The 23852-nt window shown below is 66.2% G+C and carries 29 protein-coding genes, 1 tRNA gene and 3 pseudogenes; 15 read left to right on the top strand and 18 right to left on the bottom strand.

All coding sequences use genetic code 11. The annotated features are described in order from the left end of the window. Nucleotides 1-20: 20 nt before the first annotated feature. On the top strand, nucleotides 21-1697 hold the full coding sequence (locus tag LRS08_RS01215) for a GMC family oxidoreductase (RefSeq protein ID WP_409456270.1): 1677 nt from the start codon (nucleotides 21-23) through the stop codon (nucleotides 1695-1697). Between the two features lie 109 nt (nucleotides 1698-1806). On the opposite strand, the gene LRS08_RS01210 is transcribed toward LRS08_RS01215, so the two are convergent. Beyond that, nucleotides 1807-1881, bottom strand: a tRNA-Glu gene (locus tag LRS08_RS01210). Nucleotides 1882-1992: 111 nt separating this feature from the next. On the opposite strand from LRS08_RS01210, the pseudogene LRS08_RS01205 reads away from it, so the two are divergent. The 5 genes and pseudogenes from LRS08_RS01205 (at nucleotide 1993) to LRS08_RS01185 (ending at nucleotide 4806) form a co-directional block, all read left to right on the top strand. Further along, a pseudogene (locus tag LRS08_RS01205) lies at nucleotides 1993-2530 on the top strand (J domain-containing protein). Then, nucleotides 2527-2826, top strand: a complete 300-nt coding sequence (locus LRS08_RS01200; RefSeq protein WP_257845256.1) for a (2Fe-2S) ferredoxin domain-containing protein — start codon at nucleotides 2527-2529, stop codon at nucleotides 2824-2826. Before LRS08_RS01205 ends, LRS08_RS01200 begins: the two are co-directional and overlap by 4 nt. Nucleotides 2827-2871: 45 nt before the next feature. Continuing rightward, the gene (locus LRS08_RS01195; RefSeq protein WP_257845257.1) at nucleotides 2872-3444 is read left to right on the top strand and encodes a sigma-70 family RNA polymerase sigma factor; all 573 of its coding nucleotides are present in this window, start codon (nucleotides 2872-2874) and stop codon (nucleotides 3442-3444) included. Next, entirely contained in the window at nucleotides 3437-4165 is a 729-nt protein-coding gene (locus LRS08_RS01190) for an anti-sigma factor domain-containing protein (protein ID WP_257845258.1), read from the top strand. Before LRS08_RS01195 ends, LRS08_RS01190 begins: the two co-directional genes overlap by 8 nt. A gap of 83 nt (nucleotides 4166-4248) precedes the next feature. Next, the gene (locus LRS08_RS01185; protein ID WP_374581144.1) at nucleotides 4249-4806 is read left to right on the top strand and encodes a fasciclin domain-containing protein; all 558 of its coding nucleotides are present in this window, start codon (nucleotides 4249-4251) and stop codon (nucleotides 4804-4806) included. A gap of 108 nt (nucleotides 4807-4914) precedes the next feature. Here the strand turns inward: LRS08_RS01185 and LRS08_RS20165 are convergent. Then, nucleotides 4915-6187 (bottom strand): annotated as a pseudogene (locus LRS08_RS20165) (PepSY-associated TM helix domain-containing protein). 65 nt (nucleotides 6188-6252) lie between these two features. Next, complete coding sequence (locus LRS08_RS01170) at nucleotides 6253-6660, bottom strand: SufE family protein (RefSeq protein ID WP_257845261.1); 408 nt, start codon at nucleotides 6658-6660, stop codon at nucleotides 6253-6255. 79 nt (nucleotides 6661-6739) lie between these two features. Between LRS08_RS01170 and LRS08_RS01165 the strand changes: the two genes are divergently transcribed. Next, complete coding sequence (locus tag LRS08_RS01165; RefSeq protein ID WP_257845262.1) at nucleotides 6740-7603, top strand: alpha/beta hydrolase; 864 nt, start codon at nucleotides 6740-6742, stop codon at nucleotides 7601-7603. Between the two features lie 92 nt (nucleotides 7604-7695). Here LRS08_RS01165 and LRS08_RS01160 read toward each other — a convergent pair whose 3' ends face one another. The 10 genes from LRS08_RS01160 to LRS08_RS01115 all read right to left on the bottom strand — a co-directional run bounded on the left by LRS08_RS01160 (nucleotide 7696) and on the right by LRS08_RS01115 (nucleotide 10930). Then, nucleotides 7696-7941: a hypothetical protein gene (locus LRS08_RS01160; RefSeq protein WP_257845263.1), complete on the bottom strand. Its 246-nt coding sequence runs from the start codon at nucleotides 7939-7941 to the stop codon at nucleotides 7696-7698. 28 nt (nucleotides 7942-7969) lie between these two features. After that, on the bottom strand, nucleotides 7970-8236 hold the full coding sequence (locus LRS08_RS01155) for a hypothetical protein (protein WP_257845264.1): 267 nt from the start codon (nucleotides 8234-8236) through the stop codon (nucleotides 7970-7972). Between the two features lie 42 nt (nucleotides 8237-8278). Next, on the bottom strand, nucleotides 8279-8410 hold the full coding sequence (locus LRS08_RS01150; RefSeq protein WP_257845265.1) for a hypothetical protein: 132 nt from the start codon (nucleotides 8408-8410) through the stop codon (nucleotides 8279-8281). Between the two features lie 30 nt (nucleotides 8411-8440). Continuing rightward, on the bottom strand, nucleotides 8441-8641 hold the full coding sequence (locus LRS08_RS01145) for a hypothetical protein (RefSeq protein ID WP_257845528.1): 201 nt from the start codon (nucleotides 8639-8641) through the stop codon (nucleotides 8441-8443). Nucleotides 8642-8729: 88 nt separating this feature from the next. Further along, on the bottom strand, nucleotides 8730-9041 hold the full coding sequence (locus tag LRS08_RS01140; RefSeq protein WP_257845529.1) for a hypothetical protein: 312 nt from the start codon (nucleotides 9039-9041) through the stop codon (nucleotides 8730-8732). A 23-nt stretch (nucleotides 9042-9064) separates the two neighbouring features. Further along, a complete protein-coding gene (locus LRS08_RS01135; RefSeq protein ID WP_257845266.1) occupies nucleotides 9065-9355 on the bottom strand; it encodes a hypothetical protein in 291 nt (96 codons plus the stop codon). Between the two features lie 27 nt (nucleotides 9356-9382). Next, nucleotides 9383-9760 carry an envelope stress response membrane protein PspC gene (pspC, locus tag LRS08_RS01130; protein WP_257845267.1) on the bottom strand — a complete coding sequence of 126 codons (378 nt, stop codon included), beginning with the start codon at nucleotides 9758-9760 and terminating at the stop codon, nucleotides 9383-9385. A gap of 1 nt (nucleotide 9761) precedes the next feature. Continuing rightward, a complete protein-coding gene (pspB, locus tag LRS08_RS01125) occupies nucleotides 9762-10043 on the bottom strand; it encodes an envelope stress response membrane protein PspB (RefSeq protein ID WP_257845268.1) in 282 nt (93 codons plus the stop codon). A gap of 3 nt (nucleotides 10044-10046) precedes the next feature. Next, nucleotides 10047-10715 carry a phage shock protein PspA gene (gene pspA / locus LRS08_RS01120; protein WP_257845270.1) on the bottom strand — a complete coding sequence of 223 codons (669 nt, stop codon included), beginning with the start codon at nucleotides 10713-10715 and terminating at the stop codon, nucleotides 10047-10049. Between the two features lie 68 nt (nucleotides 10716-10783). Further along, nucleotides 10784-10930 (bottom strand): hypothetical protein, encoded by a 147-nt coding sequence (locus tag LRS08_RS01115; RefSeq protein ID WP_257845271.1) that lies wholly within the window; start codon nucleotides 10928-10930, stop codon nucleotides 10784-10786. 176 nt (nucleotides 10931-11106) lie between these two features. Here LRS08_RS01115 and pspF point away from each other — a divergent pair, with 176 nt between their 5' ends. Beyond that, entirely contained in the window at nucleotides 11107-12141 is a 1035-nt protein-coding gene (gene pspF, locus LRS08_RS01110) for a phage shock protein operon transcriptional activator (RefSeq protein WP_257845272.1), read from the top strand. Between the two features lie 21 nt (nucleotides 12142-12162). Here pspF and LRS08_RS01105 read toward each other — a convergent pair whose 3' ends face one another. Next, on the bottom strand, nucleotides 12163-12723 hold the full coding sequence (locus LRS08_RS01105) for a urate hydroxylase PuuD (protein WP_257845273.1): 561 nt from the start codon (nucleotides 12721-12723) through the stop codon (nucleotides 12163-12165). 200 nt (nucleotides 12724-12923) lie between these two features. On the opposite strand from LRS08_RS01105, the gene LRS08_RS01100 reads away from it, so the two are divergent. Further along, entirely contained in the window at nucleotides 12924-13541 is a 618-nt protein-coding gene (locus LRS08_RS01100) for a superoxide dismutase (RefSeq protein ID WP_257845274.1), read from the top strand. A 57-nt stretch (nucleotides 13542-13598) separates the two neighbouring features. Here LRS08_RS01100 and LRS08_RS01095 read toward each other — a convergent pair whose 3' ends face one another. The 3 genes from LRS08_RS01095 to mtaB all read right to left on the bottom strand — a co-directional run bounded on the left by LRS08_RS01095 (nucleotide 13599) and on the right by mtaB (nucleotide 16452). After that, nucleotides 13599-14180: a septation protein A gene (locus tag LRS08_RS01095; protein WP_257845275.1), complete on the bottom strand. Its 582-nt coding sequence runs from the start codon at nucleotides 14178-14180 to the stop codon at nucleotides 13599-13601. Nucleotides 14181-14284: 104 nt separating this feature from the next. After that, nucleotides 14285-15217, bottom strand: coding sequence for a signal recognition particle-docking protein FtsY (gene ftsY, locus LRS08_RS01090; protein ID WP_257845276.1), 933 nt, complete (start codon nucleotides 15215-15217; stop codon nucleotides 14285-14287). Continuing rightward, complete coding sequence (mtaB, locus tag LRS08_RS01085; protein ID WP_257845277.1) at nucleotides 15214-16452, bottom strand: tRNA (N(6)-L-threonylcarbamoyladenosine(37)-C(2))-methylthiotransferase MtaB; 1239 nt, start codon at nucleotides 16450-16452, stop codon at nucleotides 15214-15216. The genes ftsY and mtaB overlap by 4 nt, the downstream gene beginning before the upstream one ends. Between mtaB and LRS08_RS01080 the strand changes: the two genes are divergently transcribed. Beyond that, nucleotides 16451-17029, top strand: coding sequence for a DUF924 family protein (locus tag LRS08_RS01080; protein ID WP_260481232.1), 579 nt, complete (start codon nucleotides 16451-16453; stop codon nucleotides 17027-17029). The two genes, mtaB and LRS08_RS01080, sit on opposite strands and share 2 nt — an antisense overlap. Nucleotides 17030-17031: 2 nt before the next feature. Here LRS08_RS01080 and LRS08_RS01075 read toward each other — a convergent pair whose 3' ends face one another. Next, nucleotides 17032-18669 (bottom strand): putative bifunctional diguanylate cyclase/phosphodiesterase, encoded by a 1638-nt coding sequence (locus LRS08_RS01075; RefSeq protein ID WP_257845278.1) that lies wholly within the window; start codon nucleotides 18667-18669, stop codon nucleotides 17032-17034. Between the two features lie 242 nt (nucleotides 18670-18911). Between LRS08_RS01075 and ffh the strand changes: the two genes are divergently transcribed. The 5 genes and pseudogenes from ffh to LRS08_RS01050 all read left to right on the top strand — a co-directional run bounded on the left by ffh (nucleotide 18912) and on the right by LRS08_RS01050 (nucleotide 23803). Continuing rightward, nucleotides 18912-20396, top strand: coding sequence for a signal recognition particle protein (ffh, locus tag LRS08_RS01070; protein WP_257845279.1), 1485 nt, complete (start codon nucleotides 18912-18914; stop codon nucleotides 20394-20396). Nucleotides 20397-20435: 39 nt separating this feature from the next. Continuing rightward, nucleotides 20436-20957: a 30S ribosomal protein S16 gene (gene rpsP / locus LRS08_RS01065; RefSeq protein ID WP_257845280.1), complete on the top strand. Its 522-nt coding sequence runs from the start codon at nucleotides 20436-20438 to the stop codon at nucleotides 20955-20957. Between the two features lie 65 nt (nucleotides 20958-21022). Next, nucleotides 21023-21535 (top strand): annotated as a pseudogene (gene rimM, locus LRS08_RS01060) (ribosome maturation factor RimM). 10 nt (nucleotides 21536-21545) lie between these two features. Beyond that, nucleotides 21546-22268 carry a metallophosphoesterase gene (locus LRS08_RS01055; protein WP_257845281.1) on the top strand — a complete coding sequence of 241 codons (723 nt, stop codon included), beginning with the start codon at nucleotides 21546-21548 and terminating at the stop codon, nucleotides 22266-22268. 38 nt (nucleotides 22269-22306) lie between these two features. Beyond that, complete coding sequence (locus tag LRS08_RS01050; RefSeq protein WP_257845282.1) at nucleotides 22307-23803, top strand: serine hydrolase; 1497 nt, start codon at nucleotides 22307-22309, stop codon at nucleotides 23801-23803. Nucleotides 23804-23852 lie beyond the last annotated feature (49 nt).

Raw genomic sequence — 23852 nt, 5'->3', positions numbered from 1 at the left:
GGATTTAGTGGGGGATCGGCATGGCCGACAAGTTCGACGCGATCGTCATCGGCTCAGGAGTGAGCGGCGGATGGGCGGCAAAGGAACTGACCGAAAAGGGACTGCGCGTCCTCATGCTCGACCGCGGCGTGATGGTCGAGCATGGCGAGAATTACGATTACGATGGCAAGGCGCCGTTCGAAATCCCCGCGCGCGACATCATGCCCAAACCGTTGATCGACAGCGATTATTTCATCGCAAAGTATGGCTATATCGCTCCCGCATCGCAGAAATTCTACAATAACGACCGGCTCAACCCCTATGCCTATGGCGAGGGCGACAAATTCTACTGGATCCGTCCCGGCGCGGTCGGCGGCAAGTCGCTGATCTGGGGCCGCTGGAGTTTTCGCTGGTCGCCGGAGGATTTCGAGGCGAACAAGCGCGAAGGCATCGATGGCGAATGGCCGATCGGCTATGACGACATCGCGCCCTGGTATGACTATGTCGAAAAGGTGGTCGGCGTCTCGGGATCGCGCGAAAACCTGCCGCAGCTCCCCGACAGCCTGTTCCAGCCGCCGATGCAGATGAACGTCGCGGAGAAATGGCTGAAGGAAAAGCTCGAAGCGAGTTCGCCCGGGCGGAAGTTGATCCCGTCGCGTCTGTCCAACATGACCGAGGACAAGCCCGAACAGGGGCGCAGCAAATGCCAGTTTCGCAACCAGTGCGGGCGCGGTTGTTCGTTCGGCTCCTATTTCTCGACCCAGGCGGTGACCTTGCCCGCCGCGCGCGCCACCGGGCGGCTGACGCTGCGCCCGGATTCGGTAGTCACCAGCCTAGAGTATGATGCGCCGCACCGCCGCGTGACCGGCGTGCGCGTGGTCGATGCCAAGACCAAGAAGGTCGAGATCATTCCAGCGCGGATGGTGTTCCTCTGCGCCTCGGCCATGGCATCGACCCAGATCCTGATGAACTCGCGCGCGCCCGGCAGCGGGAAGAGCCATTTCGACAGCAGCGGCACGCTCGGCCGTTATGTCATGGACCATATCTTCCGCGTCGGCGTCGGCGGGGATATCCCTGGCTTCAGCGAGTTCATCGAATATGGTCGTCGACCCGGCGGCGTCTACATCCCGCGCTTCCGCAATGTCGGCGGCGACGAAGGCATCGGCTTCCGTCGCGGCTATGGCTATCAGGGAAGCGCGCGGCGCGAGCCAGTTCCGCCCAAGGGCTTTGGCGCGTCGATGAAGCAGGGCATGCGTGACTATGGCCCGTGGAAGTTCGCGATGGGCGCGTTCGGCGAATGCCTGCCCTATGAGGATAATCGCGTCAGCCTGCATGCCGACAAGGTCGACCGGTTCGGCGTGCCGCTGATGCGGTTCGATGTCCGCTTCCGCGACAATGAGATCCGCATGATGGACGATGCGCGGACCGAGGGCGAGAAGATGCTCAAGGCGGCGGGTATGCTCAACGTGCACAGCTGGCGCGGCGAGCATGTGCCGGGCGATGCGATTCACGAAATGGGCGGCGCGCGCATGGGCCATGACCCGCGTCATGCGGTGCTCAACAAATGGAGCCAGGCGCACGATGCCGCCAACCTGTTCGTCACCGACGGCGCGCAGATGGCCTCCGTCTCCTGCGTCAATCCGTCATTGACCTTCATGGCGCTGACGGCTCGCGCCGCAGATCATGCGGTCAAGCAACTCAAGGCCGGGGTAATCTAGCCGCCGGGGGGAGCCGGAAAGGGCCGCGCAATCACCCTTGATCGGGCAGAAAATGGCGAGCGCCCCTGCGACGCTCAGTCCGTCTCGTAATCGCCTCGGGAAGCCGGCTTGGTGACCCCTACGAGAATCGAACTCGTGTTTTCGCCGTGAGAGGGCGACGTCCTGACCGCTAGACGAAGGGGCCGTGCGAGCGGAAGCGGGGCGTTTATCGGGGGGCAGCCTGTGCGTCAACCCGCGCGTGTGAAAACAAATGCCGGGGTGGCTTTCGTCGCATTCGCGCCCTATCTGGCGTCACATGGCGCGTTCTTCACGATCGATGGACTGGGGCTTCCCCCGCTGGCGAGCCTATGGCGCCGAGCGTGAGGCGGTAAAGGTGCGTCTGTGCGACCGGCATGGCTGCGAATTGCCGGGGGGATCGCCCTGCGCCCAAGTCGCCCAACAGCCCTGAGCGCTGGTATTTCTGCGAGACTCACGCCGGTGAGTACAACCGCAACTGGAATTACTTCGAGGGGCTGACTGCGGAGGAAGCGGCAGAGCGCGAGGCGCAGGAGCGGCGCGATGCGGGCGACTTCTCGGAAAGCCGCCACAATGCATGGGCCGGGCCGGGCGACGGCAGCCGATCGCGCGACGAGATGCGCGCGCTTGAGGTGTTGGACCTCGCACCCGATGCGTCGTTCGAAGCGGTGCGCGGGGCGTGGCGTAAGCTCGCCAAGGAAAATCACCCGGATGTTCGCCCGGGCGACGCTGACGCCGCCAAGCGCTTTCAGGCGATTCAGACCGCCTATGAAGTGCTGCGCGCTGCGGAAGAACGGCGGCAATGGCGGCCTGATTGAAGACCCGCGTTCGTTCCAACTGGGCGAATGCGGTGCTGGTGTGCGCCAAATGCGCGAAGCGGATCGATGGCGGGTTCGGGCCAAAGGGCAAGCAGCCGCTGGGCAAGGCGCTGCGCAAGCATCTCCATTTGAAGAAAGGGCGTAAGGCTGCGGCGGGGATCGTCGACGTCAAATGCCTGGGCGTCTGCCCGCGCGGCGCGGTGACCGTGGTCAACGGCGCGGCCAGCCGCGAGTGGCTGATCGTGCCCCAGGGCGCCGATCTGGACGCGGTCGCCGCTGAATTGGGCCTCGCCTGATCGCAACCGCTTGCGCGTCGCCGCAAGCCCGCTACGTTCCGCTCCGTGACACCGTCTCCACCCTCCGCCACCCTAGCGCGCAAGCGGCTGGCGGAGGCGTTGATCGCGGTGGGGCGGGGGGATCGTTCCGCATTGTCTGAAGTCTATGGCCTTACGTGCGCGAAGCTTTTTGGGATTTGCCTGCGTATCTGCGGGAACCGGGAGGAAGCGGAGGAGGTCGTGCAGGAAGTCTATGTGAAGGTGTGGCAGCGGGCGGGGCGGTTCGACCCTGAACGCGCCAGCCCGATCACCTGGCTTGCGGCGATCGCGCGGAACAGTGCGATCGACCGGCTGCGCGCACGTCCAGCGGCCCCAACTGCGCCGATCGAAGCGGCGGCGGCGATTGCCGACGACACGCCCGGTGCGGATGCCGCGATCGAGGATGCCGAACAGCAGCTGCGGATGCGCGCCTGCCTCGATGCGCTAGAGGGGCGCACGGCCTCGGCGATCCGCGCCGCCTTTTTCGGCGGGCTGACCTATGCGCAGCTGGCAGAGCGCGACGCCGTCCCGCTGGGCACGATGAAGACCTGGATCCGCCGTGGCCTGCTTCAGTTGAGGAGCTGTCTCGGCGATGGCTGACCCGATCGACATGCCCGACGATCCCGCGCTGCTCGCCGCCGAACTCGCGCTCGGCGTGCTGGAAGGCGAGGCGCTGGTCGCGGCCAAGCGGCGCATGCTGACCGATCCCGCCTTTGCCGCAGGGGTCGAGGACTGGCGTGCTCGGCTCGCCGCGATCGGGCTCGACGCGCCGGACGCGATCCCGTCTGAGGATCTGTGGGCGCGGATCGAGCGGTCGATCGATTCCGGCACCGGCGCGTCGGTCGCCGACCTCGTCCCGCGCCGCGCGCTGCGCCGTTGGCAATGGGGGACTGCGGCCGCAGGGTCGGTCGCGGCGGCGCTGGCTGTGCTGCTGGCGATCCCACGGTCGGAGCCCATCGCCCCCGCGCCGCAACAGGTCGTGACCCAGCCCGCGATCGTCGCGCAGTTGCGCGGTGAGGGGGAAGGGCCATTGGTCGCCGCGCGCTACGATCCCGCCACCGCGCAGCTGCGGCTGGTCGCGCAGGACATGGGCCCCGACGCGCGCGTGCCCGAACTGTGGATCATCCCCGCCGACGGCATTCCGCGCTCGCTCGGCGTCATTCAACCGGCGGGCGACACCCAGCTGGTCGTGGCGGAGGGGCATCGGTCGATGCTGCACGACGGCGCGACACTGGCGATCACGATGGAGCCGCGCGATACGGCTCCGCACCCCGCGCCGACCGGCCCGCGCGTCGCGGCAGGAAAAATTTTCGGCATCTGACATCCGGCGCGCATCCGCGTCCGTATCTCCTGTGCAACCCGGCCTCGAAACAGCCGGGCACTGCCACGAAAGCAGGAGGATGTATGAAGTTTCGTACCCCGCATTTCGCACTTGCGCTCGCCGGTGCCGCGCTGGCCACCGGTTCGGTCGCGCTCGCCGGACAGACCAAGATGGTTGGCGGCGCGGCAATGTATCCGACCAAGGATATCGTCGATAACGCCGTCAATTCAAAGGATCACACGACCCTGGTCGCCGCGGTGAAGGCCGCGGGGCTTGTCGACACGCTCAAGTCGCCCGGGCCATTCACGGTCTTCGCCCCGACCAACGCCGCCTTCTCCAAGCTGCCCGCCGGCACCGTCGACACGCTGTTGAAACCGGAGAACAAGGGCACGCTCACCGCCGTGCTCACCTATCACGTCGTTCCGGGTCGGATGATGGCCGCCGACATCGCGGCCAAGGCCAAGGCGAATGGCGGCAAGCTCGATCTGACCACGGTTCAGGGCGCCAAGATCACCCTGTCGAAGCGCGGCAACGGCTGGATCGTCACCGATGCAAAGGGTGGCACGTCGAACATCACCATTGCTGATGTCGGGCAGAAGAACGGCGTGATCCACGTCGTCGACGCGGTGCTGTTGCCCTGACCGGCCCCCCGTCGCGCGGGTTTTCTTACCCGGTCCCGCGCGGCACCCGCCGGTGTGATTTCCCTCTTTGACCATCGGCGGGACTACCGCCCGCCCGGCCACTGTCTCTCAGGCCGGGCGGGTACGGTCGAGCCAGCGTGCCGCCGCCGGCCACAGCGGCAGGAATAGCCGGTCGATCGCGAACAGCAGCACCAGCGACAGCGCGAGCATCGGCAACAGCGCGGCAGCGACCAGCGTGATCGCCGCCACCACCCGCAGCTTTGCATCGCTCGGACGCGGCGGAGCGCCGAGCGAACCGCCCGGTCGTCGCCGCCACCACATCACCGCGCCGCTCACCGCCAGCAGCATGAGCCCAAACGCGGTCAGCACCCCGACCAACTCGTTGACCCAGCCGAACAACTGTCCCTCATGCCAGGCGATGCCGTATCCGATCGCGCGGTCGATCGGATGCTTGTCGGCAAAGCCGCTGCGCGCGACGACATGGCCGGTCATCGGTTCGTAGCTGACGCTGCGCGCGATCGGGCGATTCTGGGTCTGGCTGGTCAGCTTCCACAGGTTGCCATTGGGCGGGCCGAACTGCGCGGGGGCACCGGGCGGGGAGAGGATCGCGGGGGGCGGGGACGCCCTCCGCCTGCGCGCGCGCGACCATCTGGGTCAGCGTCATGCCCGCCGGAGCTGTCTTCGCGGCGGCGGCAGCGCGCAGCATCGCTTCATGGTCATGCTCCGCATGCAGGTCGATGCCGCCCTTCCATTGCTGCGGCCCCTGCACCAGCCCCAGCTCGGCGCGCACGGTGCGGAATGCAGTCGCCCAGCCATCGGTCCAGGGAAGGCCGGAGACGAGCAGGACGAGCGCGAGCCCCGAAACCCAGAATCCGGTCACCGCATGCAGGTCGCGCCACACGACCCGCCCACGCGCGCCCAGTCGCGGCCACAACACGCCGCCCAGCCCACGCCCGCGCGGCCACCACAGATACAGGCCCGACAGGATCAGCAGGATCGCCCAGCACGCGGCAGTCTCGACCAGCAGCCCGCCCCATTGGCCGAGCAGCAGCGATCCGTGGATGCGCGACACTGTCGCGGCGATCCGCGTATCGGGATCGTCAATCGCGATCACCTTGCCCTGCGGCGACACCGCGATGTCGCGCATGGCACCATCGGGCAGGCCGACATGGATCACGGCCGCGTCGCCGGGGGAGACCGGCAGGCGGTAGCTGTGGAAGCTCGCCTCCGGGACTTTGGTCAGTGCCGCCGCCAGCTGCGCATCGGGCGTCACTGCTCCGGCCACCGGCAGGCTGCGCCAGTCGCGCTCCTCCCACGCATCCAGCTGCGGCTTGAACAGATAGATCGCGCCGGTCAGCGACAGCAGCAGGATGAACGGCACGACGAACAATCCGGCATAGAAATGCCAACGCCAGATCGCGCGATAGAGCCGACCGGATTCGGGGTTCACGCGGCGTAGCGTTCTGCCGTCGCGCGGATCAGCGCGATCATGTTGGGGATGCCCTGCGTCCGGTTGGAACTCAGCTGATTGCGCAGATCGAACGGAGCAAGCGCGCCTTCGATATCCGTCGCCAGAATGTCCGCCGGGCTGCGGTCCTGCACCGTCAGCAGGACGAGCGCGATGATCCCCTTGGTAATCGCGGCGTTGCTGTCGGCCAGGAAATGCAGCGTTCCATCGTCGAGCACGGTCGGATAGACCCACACCGCCGCCGAACATCCGCGCACCAGGGTCGCATCGGTCTTGAGCGCATCGGGCATCGGCTCCAGCGCCTTGCCGAGGTCGATCAGCAACCTGTAACGGTCGTCGGCGTCGAGGAACTCATACTCGTCGGTGAGGTCGGACAGGCTGGTCATGGCCGCGCCCTTAGCGGGGCCGGGCTTCCGCGTCACCCATGCTTGTCCTAGGCTGGCGAGAACAGAGCGAGGGCTGAAGATGCGAGCGATCGGATTTGGTTTGGCGATGGCGGTGTTGACGATCCCGGCTTCCGCGCAGGAAGCCGCGCCCGCTGTTCAGAGCAAGCGCGACATCGTCTATCGCACCACCACAACCGGCCCGCTCCATCTCGATCTCCACCGCCCGCAAAGCGCCAAGGGCAAGCGCGCGCCTGTGCTGGTCGTCATCCATGGCGGCGCATGGGCGCGCGGCGAGCGGCCCAAGGGCTGGACCGGACATCGTCGCTTCGTCGAAGCCGGGTTCGCGATAATCAGCATGCAATATCGCCTGTCGGGTCAGGCACAGGCGCCGGCAGCGGTCGAGGATGTCCGGTGTGTCATGGGCTGGATCGCGGAACGGGCTGCCCTAGAGGGGCTGGACCCGAAGCGCATCGTCCTGATGGGGACATCGGCGGGCGCGCATCTGGCGCTGATGGGGGCCTATATTGATGCGAGCGAGGGTCTCGATCCCAAGGAATGCGGAGCTGTGCCGCGCGCTGCGGCGGTGATCGATTTCTACGGCCCGACCGATCTGCGCCCGGAGTCGCTCGGCGCGTGGTCCAGTCCGTCGATCGGCAAATGGGTCGGAGAGGGGGCGGCGGGCGCCGCGATGGCCGCCCGCATGTCGCCGATTGCCCGCGTCCGGGCGGGGCGACCCCCGGTATTCATCGTCCATGGCGACGCGGACCCGGTGGTCCCACTCGCCGCATCGACCGCGCTCAAGGCCGCGCTCGATCGGGCGAAGGTGCCGGCCGAGCTGCATATCGTGCCCGGCGGGGTGCATGGAAAATTCGATCCCGTGCTTCAGGATCGCCTGCTCGCCGATGCCGTGACCTTTCTGAAGCGTCACCGCGTGATCGACTGAGCGGGCAGGTGTGGGAGCGGCGTCTGCAGCTGCCGCTCCCGTGGTGCAGTGGCGGGGGCCTCCCAACCCGTCCGCCGCTGCTCCGGGGGGGGTTAGAGGTCCACGCCCGCGGCGATCGCTTCGAGTTTGCGGATCCGTTCCTTGAGGTCCGCGATCTCGATGCGGGCACCGGCGTTGGTCGGGGCCGCCTGGGCGGTGTCGACCTGATGCGTCAGCGCCAGTTCCTGCCGCTTGAACGCCAGCCAGCCGCGCCATCCGGCCAGGCCCGCTCCGGTCACCATGCCCAGCCCCGCAAGGGTCGCCAGCGCCATGGCCATGTAGAAATTGGGGTCGGTCATCACATCCTCCTCCGGTTCGCGCCGGACTTCAGTTGCGGTCTTCGCGCAGCTTCTCGATCTCGCGGTCGAGGCTCACGCTCGAATGATTGTCGGTGATCACCCGCTCCAGCACCGCGATGCGGTCCTTCAGCGTGCGCACCTCCTGCTCAAGGCGGCGGGCTTCGGCGCTCGCCGCGGGGTCATGGGCGACATAGTCGTTGCCGCGGCCATCCTTCTGGATGCCCATCTTGGCGCGGACGATGTTGCCGACGGTCACGATCGCCACGATCATCACCACCATGAACGCCCAATCCATACCCTGCCTCCTGTTCGTCTGATCTCGTGCGCCCGTCGGGGCTTACTCGGCCGGTTGGGCCGCCGCTTCGCGTGCCAGCCGCTCTGCGCGGCGGATTGGACGGTCGCGCATCTCGGCCATCGTGACGCCGATTGCGCCGATGACGCCCAGCACCGCGAAAAATCCGATCAACATGGTAGATACTCCCTCACAAAATTCGTTCGTTCAGTTTACCGGCCGGTCGTCGCGCAGCCGTTCGATCTCGTCAGCCAGATCGACACCCTTGTCGGTGACGATCCGTTCCAGCACCCGCACCCGCTGCTCCAGCCGCTCGGTATGCGCCGCATATTGCGCGGCGCGTTCGGCGGTCTGGGCGGTGAGCACTTCGGCCATCTTTTCCTTGTGCTTCAGCCAGCGTTTGAACATCTCGCTGCCGACGCCCAGGATCACCGGGATGCCCACGACGATGAAGAAGAAGGCGATTACGAAAGGCGCTTTTTCCACCGTCTGACCCTCAATTCTTGCCCAGCCGCAACGCTTCGATCTCGCGATCCAGCGTGTGGCTGCTGTCGGTGACGATCCGCTCGACATTGGCCAGCCGGTCCTTGACCGAACCCAGTTCCGCACGGAGCTGGGCATTTTCCTGGCTGATCAGCTTGATCCGCTCGATCATCTCTTCGTTCTTCTGCGGATAGACCGCCTGGCCCCAGGCCCCGTCGAGCGGGTAGCCATTCTTGATGCGGAGCCAGGTGGTGAACATCCACCCGATCATGCCTGCCACACCGACGATCGCGATTACGGGGGCGAGGTTGGCGAAAAATTCCATCTTTTCCATGTCTCTCGTCCTATTCAGCGCAGGCCGTCGATTTCGCGGGCGGTTCGCTCGGCGGGGTCGGTGGCGATGCGCTCAAGCACCGCGATCCGCTCCTCCAGCCGGCTGATCTGGCCGGTCAGCCGCTCATTCTCGCTGGTCAACAGCTCGATCTTGCGGGTCGCACCGGCATCGCCCTTGTCGGTCATGCCCATCCATTCATTCTCGATCGGATATCCGTGCTTGGCGCGGATCCAGGTCGAAGCGAGCCATCCGAAGGTCGAGATCGCGATGATCGCGATGACGAAACCCGGTCCACCCCAGCTCATAACTATTCCCTCCTGTTGAGCGCCCGCTTAGCGGAGGCGCTCGATCTCGTCGGCGAGCTGCGTGTTGCGGCTCGTGTAGAAGGTCTCGATGTCGGCCATGCGGCGATCGATGTCGCGCAGCTTGGAGCGGACTTCCTGGGTCGAGCGGCGCGGATTGGCGCGCACCCCCTGCCAGAATTTCGCGTCCTCGGCGTTCTCGTAGAGACCGACCGGCTTCTGGGAGGTGACCATGGCGAGGCCGATGTAGACGAAGAACATCAGCGGGAAGGTGGCGACCAGCAGGGCCAGAAAGCCCAGGCGGATCCACAGCGGGTCGACCCCGGTATAGTCGCCCAGTCCTTCACAGACGCCGAGCCATTTTCCGTTGACCTTGTCGCGATACAGCTGAGTGCGGCTAGCGGACATTTCAGTTCCTCCGTGCGCGTTCGAAGTCGGGGAGTTCGCGGACTGGCGGCGTGTCATTGCCGCGCAGGCGGAACTCGGGATTATCGGCGGCGATGATCCGCTCGATGGTGTGGAGGCGATCCTCCAGGCGGCGAGCCGTGTAGTGCAGCTCGTCGAGCAGGCTTTCATCCTCGCCGGTCAGCGTCTTGGCCTGCTTCCACTTGGTCACATAGTGGAGGATGACCCACGGCATGCCGATGAACAGCATCCCGACGATAATGATGGGAAGAAACACGTCTTCCATGGCTTATTCCCCCTTGTTCAGGCGCGCCTTGAGCGCGGCCAGCTCGGCATCGACCTTCTCGGCCGACTGAAGCTCGGAGATTTCCTCCTCCAGCGTCTTCTTCGGCGCGCCCAGGCTCAGCGCATCGGCGCGGCCCTCGGCAAAGTCGACGCGGCGCTCGAGCAGGTCGAAGCGGCTGAATGCATCGCTGACCTTCGACCCATGGGTCATCTCGCGCAGCTTGACGCGGTTGTTGGCGCTTTCCAGACGGGTCATGATCGCATTCTGCCGGGCACGCGCGTCGCGCAGCTTCGTCTGAAGCTTGGCGATGTCCTCTTCCGACGCGCGCAGCGCATCGTCGAGCACCGCGATCTCCGCGTTCAGCTGGTCGCACATGTCATACGCTTTCTGGCGCTCGACCAGTGCCGCCTTGGCCAGGTCCTCGCGGTCCTTGCTCAGCGCCAGCTCGGCCTTTTCGGTCCAGCTCATCTGGAGATTCTCCAGCTTGGCGATGTGGCGGCGCATTTCCTTCTGGTCGGCGATCGTGCGGGCCGCGCTGGCGCGCACTTCGACCAGCGTCTCCTCCATTTCGAGGATGATCATGCGGATCATCTTCGCCGGATCTTCCGCCTTGTCGAGCAAGTCGGTGAAGTTCGCGGCGATGATGTCGCGGGTGCGAGAGAAAATGCCCATCTGAAACTTGCTCCTTGAAACTCGTGCCGCCGGGCGGGTGATAGGGGGCACCCGCCCGGCGGGATCGCTTACGCGATGGCTCGGGCGGAAACCGTGGTGCCGTCCGTTGCCGTGACGGCCGGGCCGACCACGGTTGCCAGACTGGTCGTGCTCACGATCAGGGTGCAGACCAGCGCCGCCAGCGTCGTGCGAAAGCTGTTGTTGCCCTTGTACATTGTTTCCGTCCCTCGATTTCTTCGTTTGATTGCCGCCCTTCGCGGCATGCCAGCAACATTGCAGGGGGCGTGCCAATTCGATTTTGCGGCGGTTTTCCGCCATTTTTCGCACGAATTGCCCAAATCGGCAAACTTACCACTTGCCAAAACTTGGGAAAATATCCCAAGAATTCGGCATGGAGCGGACCACCCATGTCGTCGGCCAGTCGGGAGCCTTTCTCGACGCGCTCGAGCTTGCCTCGCGGGCGGCTGCGCTCGACCGTCCGGTGCTGGTGATCGGCGAGCGCGGGACCGGCAAGGAACTGGTCGCCGAGCGCCTCCACCGCCTGTCGCCCCGCTGGGACCAGCCGCTCGTGGTGATGAACTGCGCCGCCTTGCCCGAGACGCTGATCGAGGCGGAGCTGTTTGGTCATGAGGCCGGATCGTTCACCGGCGCGACCAAGGGGCGTGCGGGGCGGTTTGAAGAGGCCGATGGCGGTACGCTGTTCCTCGACGAACTCGGCACGCTCAGCATGGCGGCGCAGGACCGGCTGCTGCGCGCGGTGGAATATGGCGAGATCACCCGGATCGGTGCATCGCGTCCAATTCGTGTCGATGTGCGCATCGTCGCGGCGACCAACGAACATCTGCCCGACCGGGTGGAACGGGGAACGTTCCGCGCCGATCTGCTCGACCGGCTCAGCTTTGAGGTGGTGACGCTGCCCCCGCTGCGCTCGCGTGCGGGCGACGTGCTGGTGCTCGCCGAATTTTTCGGACGACGCATGGCCGCCGAACTTGGGCGCGACTGGGAGGGATTCGGACCGACCGCGCTGGACGGGCTCACCAATCACGACTGGCCCGGTAATGTCCGGGAACTGCGCAACGTGGTCGAGCGCGCGGTCTATCGCTGGGATCGATCCGGGCCGGTGGACGAAATCCAGATCGATCCCTTCGCCTCGCCCCACCGTCCGCGCCCGATGCCGCACGGTATTCCCGGCAACGCCGCGCCGGTGCAGCTGACGACCGAAGAGCCGGGCCCGCTGCCTCGCCGCGACGACGATCTGTCGGGTGATTTCAAGAGCCGCGTCAACCGCTTCGAGCGCGAGCTATTGAGCCGCGCGCTGTCGGAAAACCGCTTCAACCAGCGTGCCACCGCAGAAGCGCTCGGCCTCAGCTACGACCAGCTCCGCCACGCGCTCAAGCGGCATGATCTGCTGAACGCGGGAGGATAACCCTCCCGCGTTCAGCAGCGATCAGCGCGCCGCGACCATGCACAGCAGCATGGGCAGCGACAGCATCGTGTTGATCCGCGACGTAATCATCGCGGTCTTGGCCGCCTTGGCCTTGGTGGCGTCGTCCGCCGGGACCATGCCCAGCGCCTTTTGCTGGTTCGGCCAGATGATGAACCACACGTTGAACGCCATGATGATCGCCAGATACATGCCGATGCCGATCAGGCGGAACGGCTCCTGGAAGGTGAAGGCTGCGTGCAATGCGCCGTAGAGGTGCGCGAGGATCAGGCCGGTGAGCACCGTGAACGCCGCCGCCCAGCGGAAATAGAACAGCGCGGCCGGCGCGATATGCTTCGACACCGCCGGCTTCAGCTCGGCCGGGATTGTCGGCATGGTCGGGATCTGGACGAAATTGAAATAATAAAGCAGCCCGATCCACACGATGCCAAAGAACACGTGCGCCCATTGCGCCAGCCCCAGCGCCACGGTCGGCGGCGCATAATAGGGCGCGAACATCAGCCCGACCGCGAGCAGCACGCCGACCGCCAGCACCGCATTCAGATTGCCGAAAAACTTGTCCATTGCACCATCCCCTGCTGTAGGCGGCACGCCCCCGCGCCGTCTCCTCGCATCAGCTTAGGACGGCAATTTTCGTTTGTCACACGCAACGATTTTTTGGCGGAATTGCGTTGAGTTTCGTTGGCTTGCACCCCAGATGGCCGGGACCGTTACGCGCGCCCGCGCGTTTCGCCAGCAACACATCATCACCGGAGGGACTCCCCATGGCCTTTGAACTGCCGACGCTGCCCTATGCCAAGGACGCGCTCGCCCCGACCATCTCGGCCGAGACGCTCGATTTCCACTATGGCAAGCACCACAAGGCCTATGTCGACAAGACCAACGGCTTCGTCGCGGACAAGGGGCTTGAGGGCAAGTCGCTGGTCGAGGTGATCCGCCACGCCAAGGAAACCGGCGACAAGGGCCTGTTCAACAACGCTGCCCAGATCTGGAACCACAGCTTCTACTGGTTCGGCCTGACGCCGGAGCACAAGGAGCCGACCGGCAAGCTCGCCGAGCTGATCGAGGCAAAGTTCGGGTCGAAGGAAGAGCTGGTCAAGCAGCTGATCGCCGAGTCCACCGCGCATTTCTCCAACGGCTGGGGCTGGCTGGTGCTCGACGGCGACGAGATCAAGGTGACCTCGCTCCACGATGCCGACACGCCGGTGGTCTATGACTACAAGCCGCTGCTGACGATCGACGTGTGGGAGCACGCCTATTACATCGATTATCGCAACGCGCGCCCGGGTTATCTGGAGGCGATCACCAAGATCATCGACTGGGACTTCGTCGCTGCCAATCTCGACGGCGAAGGCGTCAGCCGCGCCGACCAGGCCGGCTGATCGGGCTGATCATCGATGGAAGAAGCGGGCCGGGGGAAACTCCGGCCCGTTTTGGTTTCAACCCTCCGGCGGCAGCGCCTTGTCGACGATCTCGCCGTCGGTCTTGAGGCCATGGCGGAGCAGCAGCGGCACATTGCCGATCGCGAACAACAGGGTGAGCGGCACCACGCCCCACAGCTTGAACGCGACCCAGAAATCCCAGCTCTGGGTGCGCCACACGATCTCGTTCAGCACCGCCATCGCGACGAAGAACACCGCCCAGTTGATCGTCAGCAGCCGCCACCCGCGCGCGGTCAGCCCCGGATAGGCGCTTTCGAGCAGCATCTGGAGCAAGGGCTTGTTGGTCAGCAAGCCATAGCTCAGCACGATCGCAAACATCGAATAGACCAAGGTCGGCTTGACCTTGATGAACGTCTCGTCGTGGAACCACAGGGTCAGCCCGCCGAATACCAGCACCAGCACGCCGGAGATCCACAGCATCGGCGAGATGTGCTTCGTCTTCCACAGCGACAGCCCCATGGCGAGGAAGATCGCGACCATGAACGCCGCGGTCGCCGCGAGCATCCGCGTCAGCTGCGGCCCGCCCATGAAGCTGTTGACGGCAAAGAACACCGCCAGCGGACCGAAATCGATCAGCATGCGCAGGCCGGGGGGAGGGGGTGGCTTTGGTCGGAGCAGATTCGGTCATGGGGTCACTCTACAAAAGGCGTCGGTCTTGTCGAAGAAAAGCGGCGAAGAGAGGTTCACCCCTTGGTCAACGCCTCCACCCCGGCGATGATCCGCGACACTTCACGCGGATCGAAGCCGCGCAGATCGTCGACCTTCTCGCCGACACCGATCGCGTGGATCGGCAGGCCGTATTTCTCCGCCGCCGCGACCAGCACGCCGCCGCGGGCGGTGCCGTCGAGCTTGGTCATCACCATGCCGGTGACGCCGGCGACTTCCTGAAAAACGGCGATCTGGTTGAGCGCATTCTGCCCGGTGGTCGCGTCGAGCACCAGCAACACGTCGTGCGGTGCCTCTGGATCGAGCTTGCCAAGCACGCGGCGGATCTTCGCCAGCTCGTCCATCAGCTCGCGCTTGTTCTGCAACCGACCGGCGGTATCGACGATCAGCAGGTCGATCCCCTCGGCGGTCGCGCGGCGCAGCGCCTCATGCGCCAGCCCCGCCGCGTCGCCGCCCTCGGCCCCTGCGACGATCGGCACGCCGATCCGCTCGGCCCAGGTGCGCAGCTGGCCGATCGCCGCCGCGCGGAACGTATCGCCCGCCGCGACCATCACCTTCAGCCCCTGATCCTTCAGGATGGCGGCCAGCTTGGCGATGGTGGTGGTCTTGCCCGACCCGTTGACGCCGATCACCAGCATCACCTGCGGTCGCGCCTTGTCGGTGATCAGCGGCTTGGCGACCTTGGTCAGCACCTTCTCGATCTCGTCGGCGACGACGAGGCGGATGCCCAGCTCCTCCATCCCGCGCTCGACCTGTTCGTCGGCCAGCCGGTCGCGAATCCGCGCCGCCGTCGCCGGACCCAGGTCGGACGCGATCAGCGCCTCCTCGATCTCGTCGAGCGTCGCATCGTCGAGCCGCCCGGTGCCCAGGCCCGCCAGATTGCCGACCAGCCGGTCCGACGTCTTCTTGAACCCGCCGAGCAACCGCTCGCGCCAGCTGGGGCCGCTCATGCGCGCGCTCCGATCAATTTGCCGTCCTGCACGTTCGTGATCTTCACCTGTTGCACCGATCCAATGTCACTTTGCGGAAGCATGACTTCCGCGAAATTCTCCGCATGGCCGCGGTCGCCCGGTCGCTCGACCAGGACGCGCTGCACGGTCCCGACCATCGCGCGCTGCCAGCTCGCCCGTCGCATCGCCGCCCGCTCGCGCAGTGCCGCCGCGCGCGCCTTGGCAACGCCCGGCGCGACCTGCGGCATCCGTGCTGCGGGCGTGCCCTCGCGCGGGCTATAGGGAAAGATATGCGCGTGGACGATGTCGCAATCGTCGATCAGCGCCAGCGTATTGGCGGCCATGCCTTCATCCTCGGTCGGAAACCCCGCGATCAGGTCCGCGCCGATCGCGATCTCCGGCCGCGCCGCCTTGAGCCGCGCGACCAGCTCCACCGATTGCGCACGGGAATGCCGCCGCTTCATCCGCTTGAGGATCATGTCGTCGCCGGCCTGAAGCGACAGGTGGACATGCGGCAACACCCGACGTTCCTGCGTCAATAGCGCGAACAGCCGCTCATCGATCTCGATTCCGTCGAGCGAGGACAGCCGCAGCCGCTCGACCGAGCTATGTGCCAGCACCCGTTCGACCAATTGCCCCAGCGTCGGCGCACCCGGCAGATCGGGGCCATAGCTCGTCAAATCCACGCCGGTCAGCACGATCTCGCGATGCCCGGCATCGACCAAAGCCTGCACCCGATCGATCACCGCGCCCGCCGGCACCGACCGGCTGTTACCGCGCCCATAGGGAATCGCGCAGAAGGTGCAGCGATGGTCGCACCCATTCTGCACTTCCACGAACGCACGGACATGCGCGGAAAAGCTCGCCGCAAGGTGCGGCGCGGTCTGGCGCACGGCCATAATGTCCTGCACCAGTGCCGCGTCATCACTGGCCCAGGATGCCGGGACCAGCTTTTCGGCATTGCCGATCACCCGGTCTACCTCCGGCATCGCGCCGAACGCCGCCGGATCGATCTGCGCCGCGCATCCGGTCACCACCAGTTGCGCAGAGGGGCGCGCGCGTCGGGCGCGGCGGATCGCCTGTCGCGTCTGGCGCACCGCTTCGTTGGTCACCGCACAGCTGTTGACCACCACAACGTCGTTGGACCCCAACAACGCGCGGATCGTTTCGCTTTCGGCAAGGTTGAGCCGACAGCCGAGGCTGATTACCTCTGGAGCGGCGACGGAGGACGACATGGCAGGCGATCTAGAGACGCACGGGGTCGAAGTCCATGCATGCGCGAAGGCGGTGCTGGACTATTGGTTCGACGAACTGAAGCCCGAACAGCAATTCGCGAAGGACGATGCGGTCGATGCCGAGATCAAACGGCGGTTCGGCCATGCGCATGACGTGGTGCTGGCGAGCGGCGCGGCGGGATGGCGCGACCATCCCGATGCGTTGCTCGCGGCGGTGATCCTGCTCGATCAGTTCAGTCGCAATATTCATCGCGGCAGTCCGCAGGCCTATGCCGCCGACCCGCTCGCGCTCGCGCTGACGCTGGAGGCGATCGGCAAGGGCTGGGATCACGACATGCCTCCGGAGCGCGCTGCGTTTCTCTACATGCCGCTGATGCACGCCGAGAATGTCGAGGCGCAGCGGATGAGTCTCGAGAAATTCACCGCGCTGGGGCGCGACGAGAATCTCCGCTTCGCGATGGAGCATGCGGTGGTGATCGAACAGTTCGGTCGCTACCCGTCGCGCAACGCCGCGCTCGGGCGCGAATCGACGGCGGAGGAACGCGAATATCTGAAGCGCCCCGACGCGGGATGGTAGGGTTAGCCCGCCATCCGTCCCGGACGTTCGACCGGCAGTTCGGTCTCGACCGTCTGCTCGACTGGTGGCTGGACCAGCAACCGGCGCTCGGCGAGCAAACGGCGGGCGCCGCTGATCGACAGCGGCTTGCCATAATGCCAGCCCTGCGCCTTGGCACAGCCCAGCGCCTTGAGCCGCGCGGCAATCGCCTCATCCTCGACCCCCTCGGCAGTGATCGGCAGGTTGAGGCTCTCGCCCAGCGAAACGATCGCGTTGACGATTGCGGCGGAATCCGCGCTCTCGTTCAATGAGATGACAAAGCTCTTGTCGATCTTGATCCGGTCGAACGGCAGCGCGCGAAGGTGCGCCAGCGACGAATAGCCGGTGCCGAAATCGTCGAGCGCCAGCCGCACGCCCTGATTCTTCAGGCTGCCGACGATCGATTGGGCGAGCGAGAGATTGTCGAACAACGAACTTTCGGTGATCTCGATCTCCAGCCGGCTCGCGGGAAAGCGCGTCTCGGTCAGCACCTTGATGATCTTCTGCGCCAGCCATGCGTCGCGCAGCTGGACCGGCGAGATGTTGACCGACAGGGTGATCGAGGCGTCCCAGTCGCGCGCGGCGGTGAACGCCTGGCTCATCAGCGCCAGCGACATGTCTGCGATCAGTCCGGTTTCCTCGGCGATCGGGATGAACAGCTCGGGGCTGATCAGGCCGCGCGTTGGATGGTCCCAGCGTGCCAGCACCTCGAACCCGATCAGATTGCCGGTCTGCAGGTCGATCTGCTGTTCGAAATAGGGGACGATCTCACCGCGCGGAATCGCGGTGCGCAGGCCGTTTTCCAGTTCGTTGCGCGTCTGAAGCTCGCGCTCCATCGAATGGTCGAACCAGGCATAGCGGTTGCGACCCGACTTCTTCGCGACATACATCGCGATGTCCGCCGATCGCATCAGCGCGTCGATCGACTGGCAGTCGAAGTCCGATCGCGCGATGCCGACCGAACAGCTGACATGGAGCCGCAGCCCCTCCGCCTCGAATGGCTGCGCCATCTGCGCGAGCAGCTTCTCGGCGATCCGTTCGATCATGTCGGGCTGGGCCGGGTCGAACAGGAAGGCGCAGGCGAATTCGTCGCCGCCCAGGCGCGCGGTCAGGGCGATCGGCGGCATCGCGCCGGCAATCTCGCCCGCCGCCGCGCGCAGCAGTGCATCGCCCACCGCATGGCCGTGCATGTCGTTGATTGTCTTGAAATGGTCGAGGTCGATGATGAGCATCGCCATCGCCTTGCGGCGCTTCTGGCCCCGCACGAACATCGCCGCGCCTTCCTCGGCCAGGCTGCGGCGGTTGAGAAATCCCGTCAGCGGATCGCGACTCGCGAGCATCTGCGCCCGCTCCTCCGCCGCGGTGCGGATGCGGACTTCGTTGCTAAGCCCCTGATGGCGGCGCCAGCCGAACAGGATCAATGCGACGTTCAGCAGCAGCGCGATCACCAGCGTGCGATCGGCCGGGGCCGCGCCCTCCAGATAATGGCGCAGCGTCTTGGACAGCACCGAGCTGCCGGTGCCCACGAACATCAGGATCGCGGCGACGCTGATCGCGCCGGTGATCAGGTCGGACCCGTTGCTGCTGCGCGCAGGCTGATCGTCTTCAAGATCCAGCGACATGCCGGAGTGGCTCCCCATAATGCTTGGGGCAAATATCCCATGCGGACTGTGTAGAAGGGGTTAAAGCCGCGGCACGCCGGGATGAAACCCGGGACAGTTGCACTTATCTGCGAATGCAGCTAAGCGCCCGTCCGACCGTTCCCAGGAACGCGACGACATATGCCTCCGGGCAACGCTGGCTGACGAGGTTTCGTCCGCCGGCGTTTTATGCGTTTCGGACCTGAGAACTAGAGGAGAATGGCGTGTTTGACAGTCTGAGCGAACGGCTTGGCGGCGTATTCGACCGTCTCAAGGGCCGTGGCGCGCTGACCGAAGCGGATGTGCGGACCGCGATGCGCGAAGTGCGGATCGCGCTGCTCGAGGCCGACGTCGCGCTGCCCGTCGCGCGCCAGTTCGTCGAGTCGGTCACCGAACAGGCGGTCGGCCATCAGGTGCTGCGCTCGGTCACCCCGGGGCAGCAGGTCGTCAAGATCGTCAACGACGCGCTCGTCGCGATGCTCGGCCCGGACACCGCTGAACTCCATCTCGACGTTACCCCGCCCGCCGTGGTGATGATGGTCGGCCTTCAGGGCTCGGGTAAGACCACCACCACTGCCAAGCTGTCCAAGCTGCTGAAAAAGCAGGGCAAGAAGGTGATGATGGCGTCGCTCGACGTCAATCGCCCGGCCGCGCAGGAACAGCTTGCGGTGCTCGGCACCCAGATCGAGGTCGCGACCCTGCCGATCGTGGCGGGGCAGCAGCCGGTCGACATCGCCCGGCGCGCGATGCAGGCCGCGAAGCTGCAGGGCTTCGACGTGCTGATGCTCGACACGGCGGGCCGCCTGCACGTCGACCAGCAGCTGATGGACGAGATGAAGGCGGTTGCCGACATCTCGAAGCCTCAGGAAATTCTGCTCGTCGTCGACTCGCTGACCGGTCAGGACGCGGTCAACGTCGCGCAGAATTTCAGCGACCAGGTGCCGCTCACCGGTGTCGTGCTGACCCGCATGGACGGCGATGCGCGCGGCGGCGCGGCGCTGTCGATGCGCGCGGTCACCGGCAAGCCGATCAAGTTCGCGGGCGTCGGTGAAAAGCTCGACGCGATCGAGCCGTTCCACCCGTCGCGCGTCGCGGGCCGCATCCTCGGCATGGGCGACGTCGTCTCGCTGGTCGAAAAGGCCGCGCAGGCGATCGAGCAGGAAGACGCCGAGAAGATGGCGGCGCGGCTCGCCAAGGGTCAGTTCGACATGAACGACCTGCGCGGCCAGCTCGCCCAGATGCGCCGCATGGGCGGTCTCGGCGCGCTCGCCGGCATGATCCCGGGCATGAAGAAGGCGCAGGGCGCGGTCGAACAGGCCGGCGGCGACAAGATCCTGCTGCGCATGGACGCGATCATCACCTCGATGACGCCGAAGGAGCGCGCCAAGCCCGAGCTGATCAACGCCAAGCGCAAGATCCGCATCGCCAAGGGTAGCGGCACGACCGTTCAGGACGTGAACAAGCTGCTCAAGATGCACCAGGAAATGTCCACCGCGATGAAGCGGCTCAAGAAGATGGGCGGCCTCAAGGGGATGCTGGGCATGCTCGGCAAGGGCGGCATGGGCGGCCTCGGCAACGCGCTGGGCGGCCCGGCGATGGGCGACATGATGGGCAAGCTCGGCGGTCCCGGTGGCGGGCTTCCCGGCCTGCCCGGCGGGGGCGGCGACATCCCGCCCGAGCTCGCGAAGTTTTTGAACAAGAAGAAGTAATCGTTTCAACCGTTTGAATTTTAAGAAGGAAGTACGAAAATGGCACTCAGCATGCGTCTGTCGCGTGGCGGTTCGAAGAAGCGCCCTTATTACCGCATCGTCGTTGCCGATGCGCGCAGCCCGCGTGACGGCAAGTTCATCGAGAAGATCGGCACCTACAACCCGCTGCTCGCCAAGGACGACGAGAAGCGCATCGTGCTCGACACCGATCGCGCGAAGCACTGGCTGAGCGTCGGCGCGCAGCCGACCGACCGCGTCGCCCGTTTCCTCGACGTCACCGGCGTCAAGGAGCGCACCGCGAAGAACAACCCGAACAAGGGCAAGCCGGGCGAAAAGGCCGTCGAGCGCGCCGAGGAGAAGGCCGAGAAGCTGAAGGCCGCCGAGGAAGCCGCCGCCGAAGCCAAGGCCGCTGCCGAAGCCGCCGCCGCTGCCCCGGCCGAAGAGCCCGCCGCTGAAGAAGCTGCTGCCGAGGAAGCCCCGGCCGCCGAGGAAGCTGCTGCCGAAGCACCCGCCGAGGAAGCTCCGGCTGCCGACGCTGGCGAAGAAAAGGCCGAGGGCTGATCCATCAAGTCCCCCTCCCGCTTGCGGGAGGGGCTAGGGGAGGGCATGTCCACTAGCGATGCCGCCTGAGACAAGCCCTTCGCCGACCCCTCCCGCAAGCGGGAGGGGGAGACCTGCCCGTCACGCTCGCCGTCATTATCGGCGCGCACGGCGTGACGGGGGGAGGTCCGCCTCAAGGTCTTTGCCGAAGACCTGTCGGTACACCGCCGCTTCAATGGCGGCGCGCTGACGCTCAAATCGGTACGCCCCGGCAATAACGGCGCGATCGCCCGCTTTGCCGAGGTGACCGACCGCAACGCCGCCGAAGCGCTGCGCGGCACCGAACTCACCGTCGCGCGCGACGAACTCCCCCGCTGGGCGAGGGCGAATATTACCACGCCGACCTGCTCGGGCTGTCCGCCGTGTCCGAGAGCGGCGCACCGATCGGCACCGTTGCGACAGTCGAGAATTTCGGCGCGGGCGATCTCATCGAAATCGAAAAGCCCGACGGCAAGCGCTTCATGGTCCCGATGCGCGCGCAAGCCGTGCCCGCCTGGGACGCGACCACGCTGACCATCGCCGACGGCTGGGCGGAGTGAGCGCGGCGACATGATCGCCGTCCTGTCCGACATCCATGGCAATCTCCCCGCGCTCGAAGCGGTCATCGCCGATGCGCAGGCCGCCGGCGCGACCCGCTTCGTCAATCTCGGCGACAGCTTGTCCGGCCCGCTCTGGCCCGCCGAGACCGCTGCGCTGCTGATGCGGCTCGACTGGCCGACGATCGCGGGCAATCATGAGCGCCAACTGCTGGCCGATCCGCCAGAGCGGATGAACGGGTCCGACCGCTTCGCCCGCGCCGCGCTCGACGATGCGCAACTGGCGTGGCTCGCCGCCCAGCCCGCGACGCTGAGCATCGACGGCATTCATCTGGTCCACGGCACCGCGCGCAGCGATGTCGAGCAACTGCTCGAAACCGTCGAGCCAGCCGGCCTGCGTCCTGCCACCGATGCCGAGATCGCGGAGCGGCTGGGCAACCACCCGGCGTCGCTCACGCTGTGCGGCCACTCGCATCTCCCGGGTATCCGGACCCTGGCCGACGGCCGCACCGCCGCCAATCCGGGCAGCGTGGGGCTCCAGGCCTATCGCGATGACCTACCCTTTCCCCATGCCGCGCAAACCGGCGATCCGCACGCGCGCTACGCCCTGGTCAGCGGCGCTACGGTTGACCTCCGCTCGGTCGCCTATGATCACGCAAGTGCCGCGGCCAAGGCCGAGCGGGAAGGGCGGGGCGATTGGGCGCTGGCACTGCGCACCGGGCTTGCGCCAGATTAGGCTTTCCATTGCCGCGCATCTCTGATTGCTTGGCGCGCATGAAACTCAGCCTTGCCGCCGCCCTCGCGCTCGCCCCGCTGCCCGCACTCGCCCAGACCCCTGCCGGGCAGATCCCGCCCGCTCAGGTGACGGAGATCGGTGACCATTTCGCCAAGTATCGCGACCAGAATCCGACCCCCGGCATGGTCTATATGGTCATCAAGGACGGCAAGCCTGCGCTCTCCTCCATGGTCGGCACCCAGACTCCCGGCGGCGCGCCGGTCACGCTGGACACCCGCTTCCGCATCGCGTCGATGAGCAAGGCGTTCACCGCGCTCGCCATCCTGAAATTGCGCGATGAGGGCAGGCTGGTCCTCGACGACCTCGCCGAAAAGCACATCCCCGAAATGCGCGGCTGGAAATACCCCACGACCGACAGCCCGCGCATCCGCATCCGCGACCTGCTCGCCCATGTCGGCGGCATGGTCACCGACGATCCCTGGGGCGACCGGCAGCAGGTGCTGAGCGAGGCGCAGTTCAGCGCGATGATCGCGCAGGGCGTGCCGTGGAGCCGCACCGGCGGCATGGCGCACGAATATTCCAACTATGGCTATGCGCTGCTCGGCCGCATCATCACCAACGCCTCGGGCGAGCCCTATCAGGCCTATATCGGCCGCACGATCCTCAAGCCGCTCGGCATGACCGCGACCACCTACGACATCGCACAGGTACCGCGCGACAAGTTCGCGCTCGGCTATCGCTGGGAGGACGAAAAGTGGGTCGCCGAGCCGGAAATGCGCGACGGTGCGTTCGGGGCGATGGGCGGAATGATCACCACCGCCAACGACTATGCGAAGTGGGTCGGCTTCCTCCTCGCCGCCTGGCCCCCGCGCGACGGTGCCGAGGCCGGCCCGGTCAAGCGCGCGACGGTGCGGGAAATGGTGCAGGGCCTCAACTTCGTCCGCGTCGGCCCGCGTCGCGGCGCTCCCGAGGGCGACAGCTGCCGCCACGCCACCGCCTACGGCATGGGGCTGCGCATCACCAGCGACTGCGATCTCGGTGTCGCGCTGGAGCATGGCGGCGGCTATCCCGGCTATGGCAGTTATGTCGTGCTGGCGCCTGAGCGCGGCATCGCCGCCTTCGCCTTCACCAACCGCACCTATACCGCGCCCGCCGTGGCCGTGTGGCAGTCGCTATGGTCGCTGGCACGGGCAGGGGCCGCCAGCCCGCGCGCGACTGCCCTCAATCCATTGCTCGCCCAGATGCAGGACGCCGCCCGCGCGGCCTATGCGGCGGGCGATCTCAAGCCGCTCGACGGCAAGCTGGCGATGAACTTCCTGCTAGACCGCGACGCCGCGCACTGGCGGACCGAATTCGCGCGGATCAAGGGCGTGGTCGGCGACTGCCCCACCGCCGAACCGCTGGCCCCGACCGGAAACCTCTCCACCGCCTTCCGCTGGAACTGCACCAAGGGCAAACTCGACGGCCAGATCCTGCTCGCCCCGACCAACCCGCCGACCATTCAGGCGCTACGGTTCGCGCCGCGACCGGATTGAGTGCCGGCGACAAGAGGACTGTCGGCTAACGACCCCATTGCGGACGTTT

The organism is Sphingomonas sp. J315, assembly GCF_024666595.1.
In the GTDB taxonomy this organism is placed as follows: Bacteria; Pseudomonadota; Alphaproteobacteria; order Sphingomonadales; family Sphingomonadaceae; genus Sphingomonas.
This window is presented reverse-complemented; position numbering and strand designations above follow the sequence as displayed.

Bases quoted from the DNA above. Each gene is read 5' to 3' on its own strand.
- LRS08_RS01215 (WP_409456270.1), top strand. From the start codon at position 21: ATGGCCGACAAGTTCGACGCGATCGTCATCGGCTCAGGAGTGAGCGGC.
- LRS08_RS01190 (WP_257845258.1), top strand. From the start codon at position 3,437: ATGGCTGACCCGATCGACATGCCCGACGATCCCGCGCTGCTCGCCGCC.
- LRS08_RS01185 (WP_374581144.1), top strand. From the start codon at position 4,249: ATGAAGTTTCGTACCCCGCATTTCGCACTTGCGCTCGCCGGTGCCGCG.
- LRS08_RS01170 (WP_257845261.1), bottom strand. From the start codon at position 6,660: ATGACCAGCCTGTCCGACCTCACCGACGAGTATGAGTTCCTCGACGCC.
- LRS08_RS01165 (WP_257845262.1), top strand. From the start codon at position 6,740: ATGCGAGCGATCGGATTTGGTTTGGCGATGGCGGTGTTGACGATCCCG.
- LRS08_RS01160 (WP_257845263.1), bottom strand. From the start codon at position 7,941: ATGACCGACCCCAATTTCTACATGGCCATGGCGCTGGCGACCCTTGCG.
- LRS08_RS01155 (WP_257845264.1), bottom strand. From the start codon at position 8,236: ATGGATTGGGCGTTCATGGTGGTGATGATCGTGGCGATCGTGACCGTC.
- LRS08_RS01150 (WP_257845265.1), bottom strand. From the start codon at position 8,410: ATGTTGATCGGATTTTTCGCGGTGCTGGGCGTCATCGGCGCAATCGGC.
- LRS08_RS01145 (WP_257845528.1), bottom strand. From the start codon at position 8,641: ATGTTCAAACGCTGGCTGAAGCACAAGGAAAAGATGGCCGAAGTGCTC.
- LRS08_RS01140 (WP_257845529.1), bottom strand. From the start codon at position 9,041: ATGGAATTTTTCGCCAACCTCGCCCCCGTAATCGCGATCGTCGGTGTG.
- LRS08_RS01135 (WP_257845266.1), bottom strand. From the start codon at position 9,355: ATGAGCTGGGGTGGACCGGGTTTCGTCATCGCGATCATCGCGATCTCG.
- pspC (WP_257845267.1), bottom strand. From the start codon at position 9,760: ATGTCCGCTAGCCGCACTCAGCTGTATCGCGACAAGGTCAACGGAAAA.
- pspB (WP_257845268.1), bottom strand. From the start codon at position 10,043: ATGGAAGACGTGTTTCTTCCCATCATTATCGTCGGGATGCTGTTCATC.
- pspA (WP_257845270.1), bottom strand. From the start codon at position 10,715: ATGGGCATTTTCTCTCGCACCCGCGACATCATCGCCGCGAACTTCACC.
- LRS08_RS01115 (WP_257845271.1), bottom strand. From the start codon at position 10,930: ATGTACAAGGGCAACAACAGCTTTCGCACGACGCTGGCGGCGCTGGTC.
- pspF (WP_257845272.1), top strand. From the start codon at position 11,107: ATGGAGCGGACCACCCATGTCGTCGGCCAGTCGGGAGCCTTTCTCGAC.
- LRS08_RS01105 (WP_257845273.1), bottom strand. From the start codon at position 12,723: ATGGACAAGTTTTTCGGCAATCTGAATGCGGTGCTGGCGGTCGGCGTG.
- LRS08_RS01100 (WP_257845274.1), top strand. From the start codon at position 12,924: ATGGCCTTTGAACTGCCGACGCTGCCCTATGCCAAGGACGCGCTCGCC.
- LRS08_RS01095 (WP_257845275.1), bottom strand. From the start codon at position 14,180: ATGCTGATCGATTTCGGTCCGCTGGCGGTGTTCTTTGCCGTCAACAGC.
- ftsY (WP_257845276.1), bottom strand. From the start codon at position 15,217: ATGAGCGGCCCCAGCTGGCGCGAGCGGTTGCTCGGCGGGTTCAAGAAG.
- LRS08_RS01080 (WP_260481232.1), top strand. From the start codon at position 16,451: ATGGCAGGCGATCTAGAGACGCACGGGGTCGAAGTCCATGCATGCGCG.
- mtaB (WP_257845277.1), bottom strand. From the start codon at position 16,452: ATGTCGTCCTCCGTCGCCGCTCCAGAGGTAATCAGCCTCGGCTGTCGG.
- LRS08_RS01075 (WP_257845278.1), bottom strand. From the start codon at position 18,669: ATGTCGCTGGATCTTGAAGACGATCAGCCTGCGCGCAGCAGCAACGGG.
- rpsP (WP_257845280.1), top strand. From the start codon at position 20,436: ATGGCACTCAGCATGCGTCTGTCGCGTGGCGGTTCGAAGAAGCGCCCT.
- LRS08_RS01055 (WP_257845281.1), top strand. From the start codon at position 21,546: ATGATCGCCGTCCTGTCCGACATCCATGGCAATCTCCCCGCGCTCGAA.
- LRS08_RS01050 (WP_257845282.1), top strand. From the start codon at position 22,307: ATGAAACTCAGCCTTGCCGCCGCCCTCGCGCTCGCCCCGCTGCCCGCA.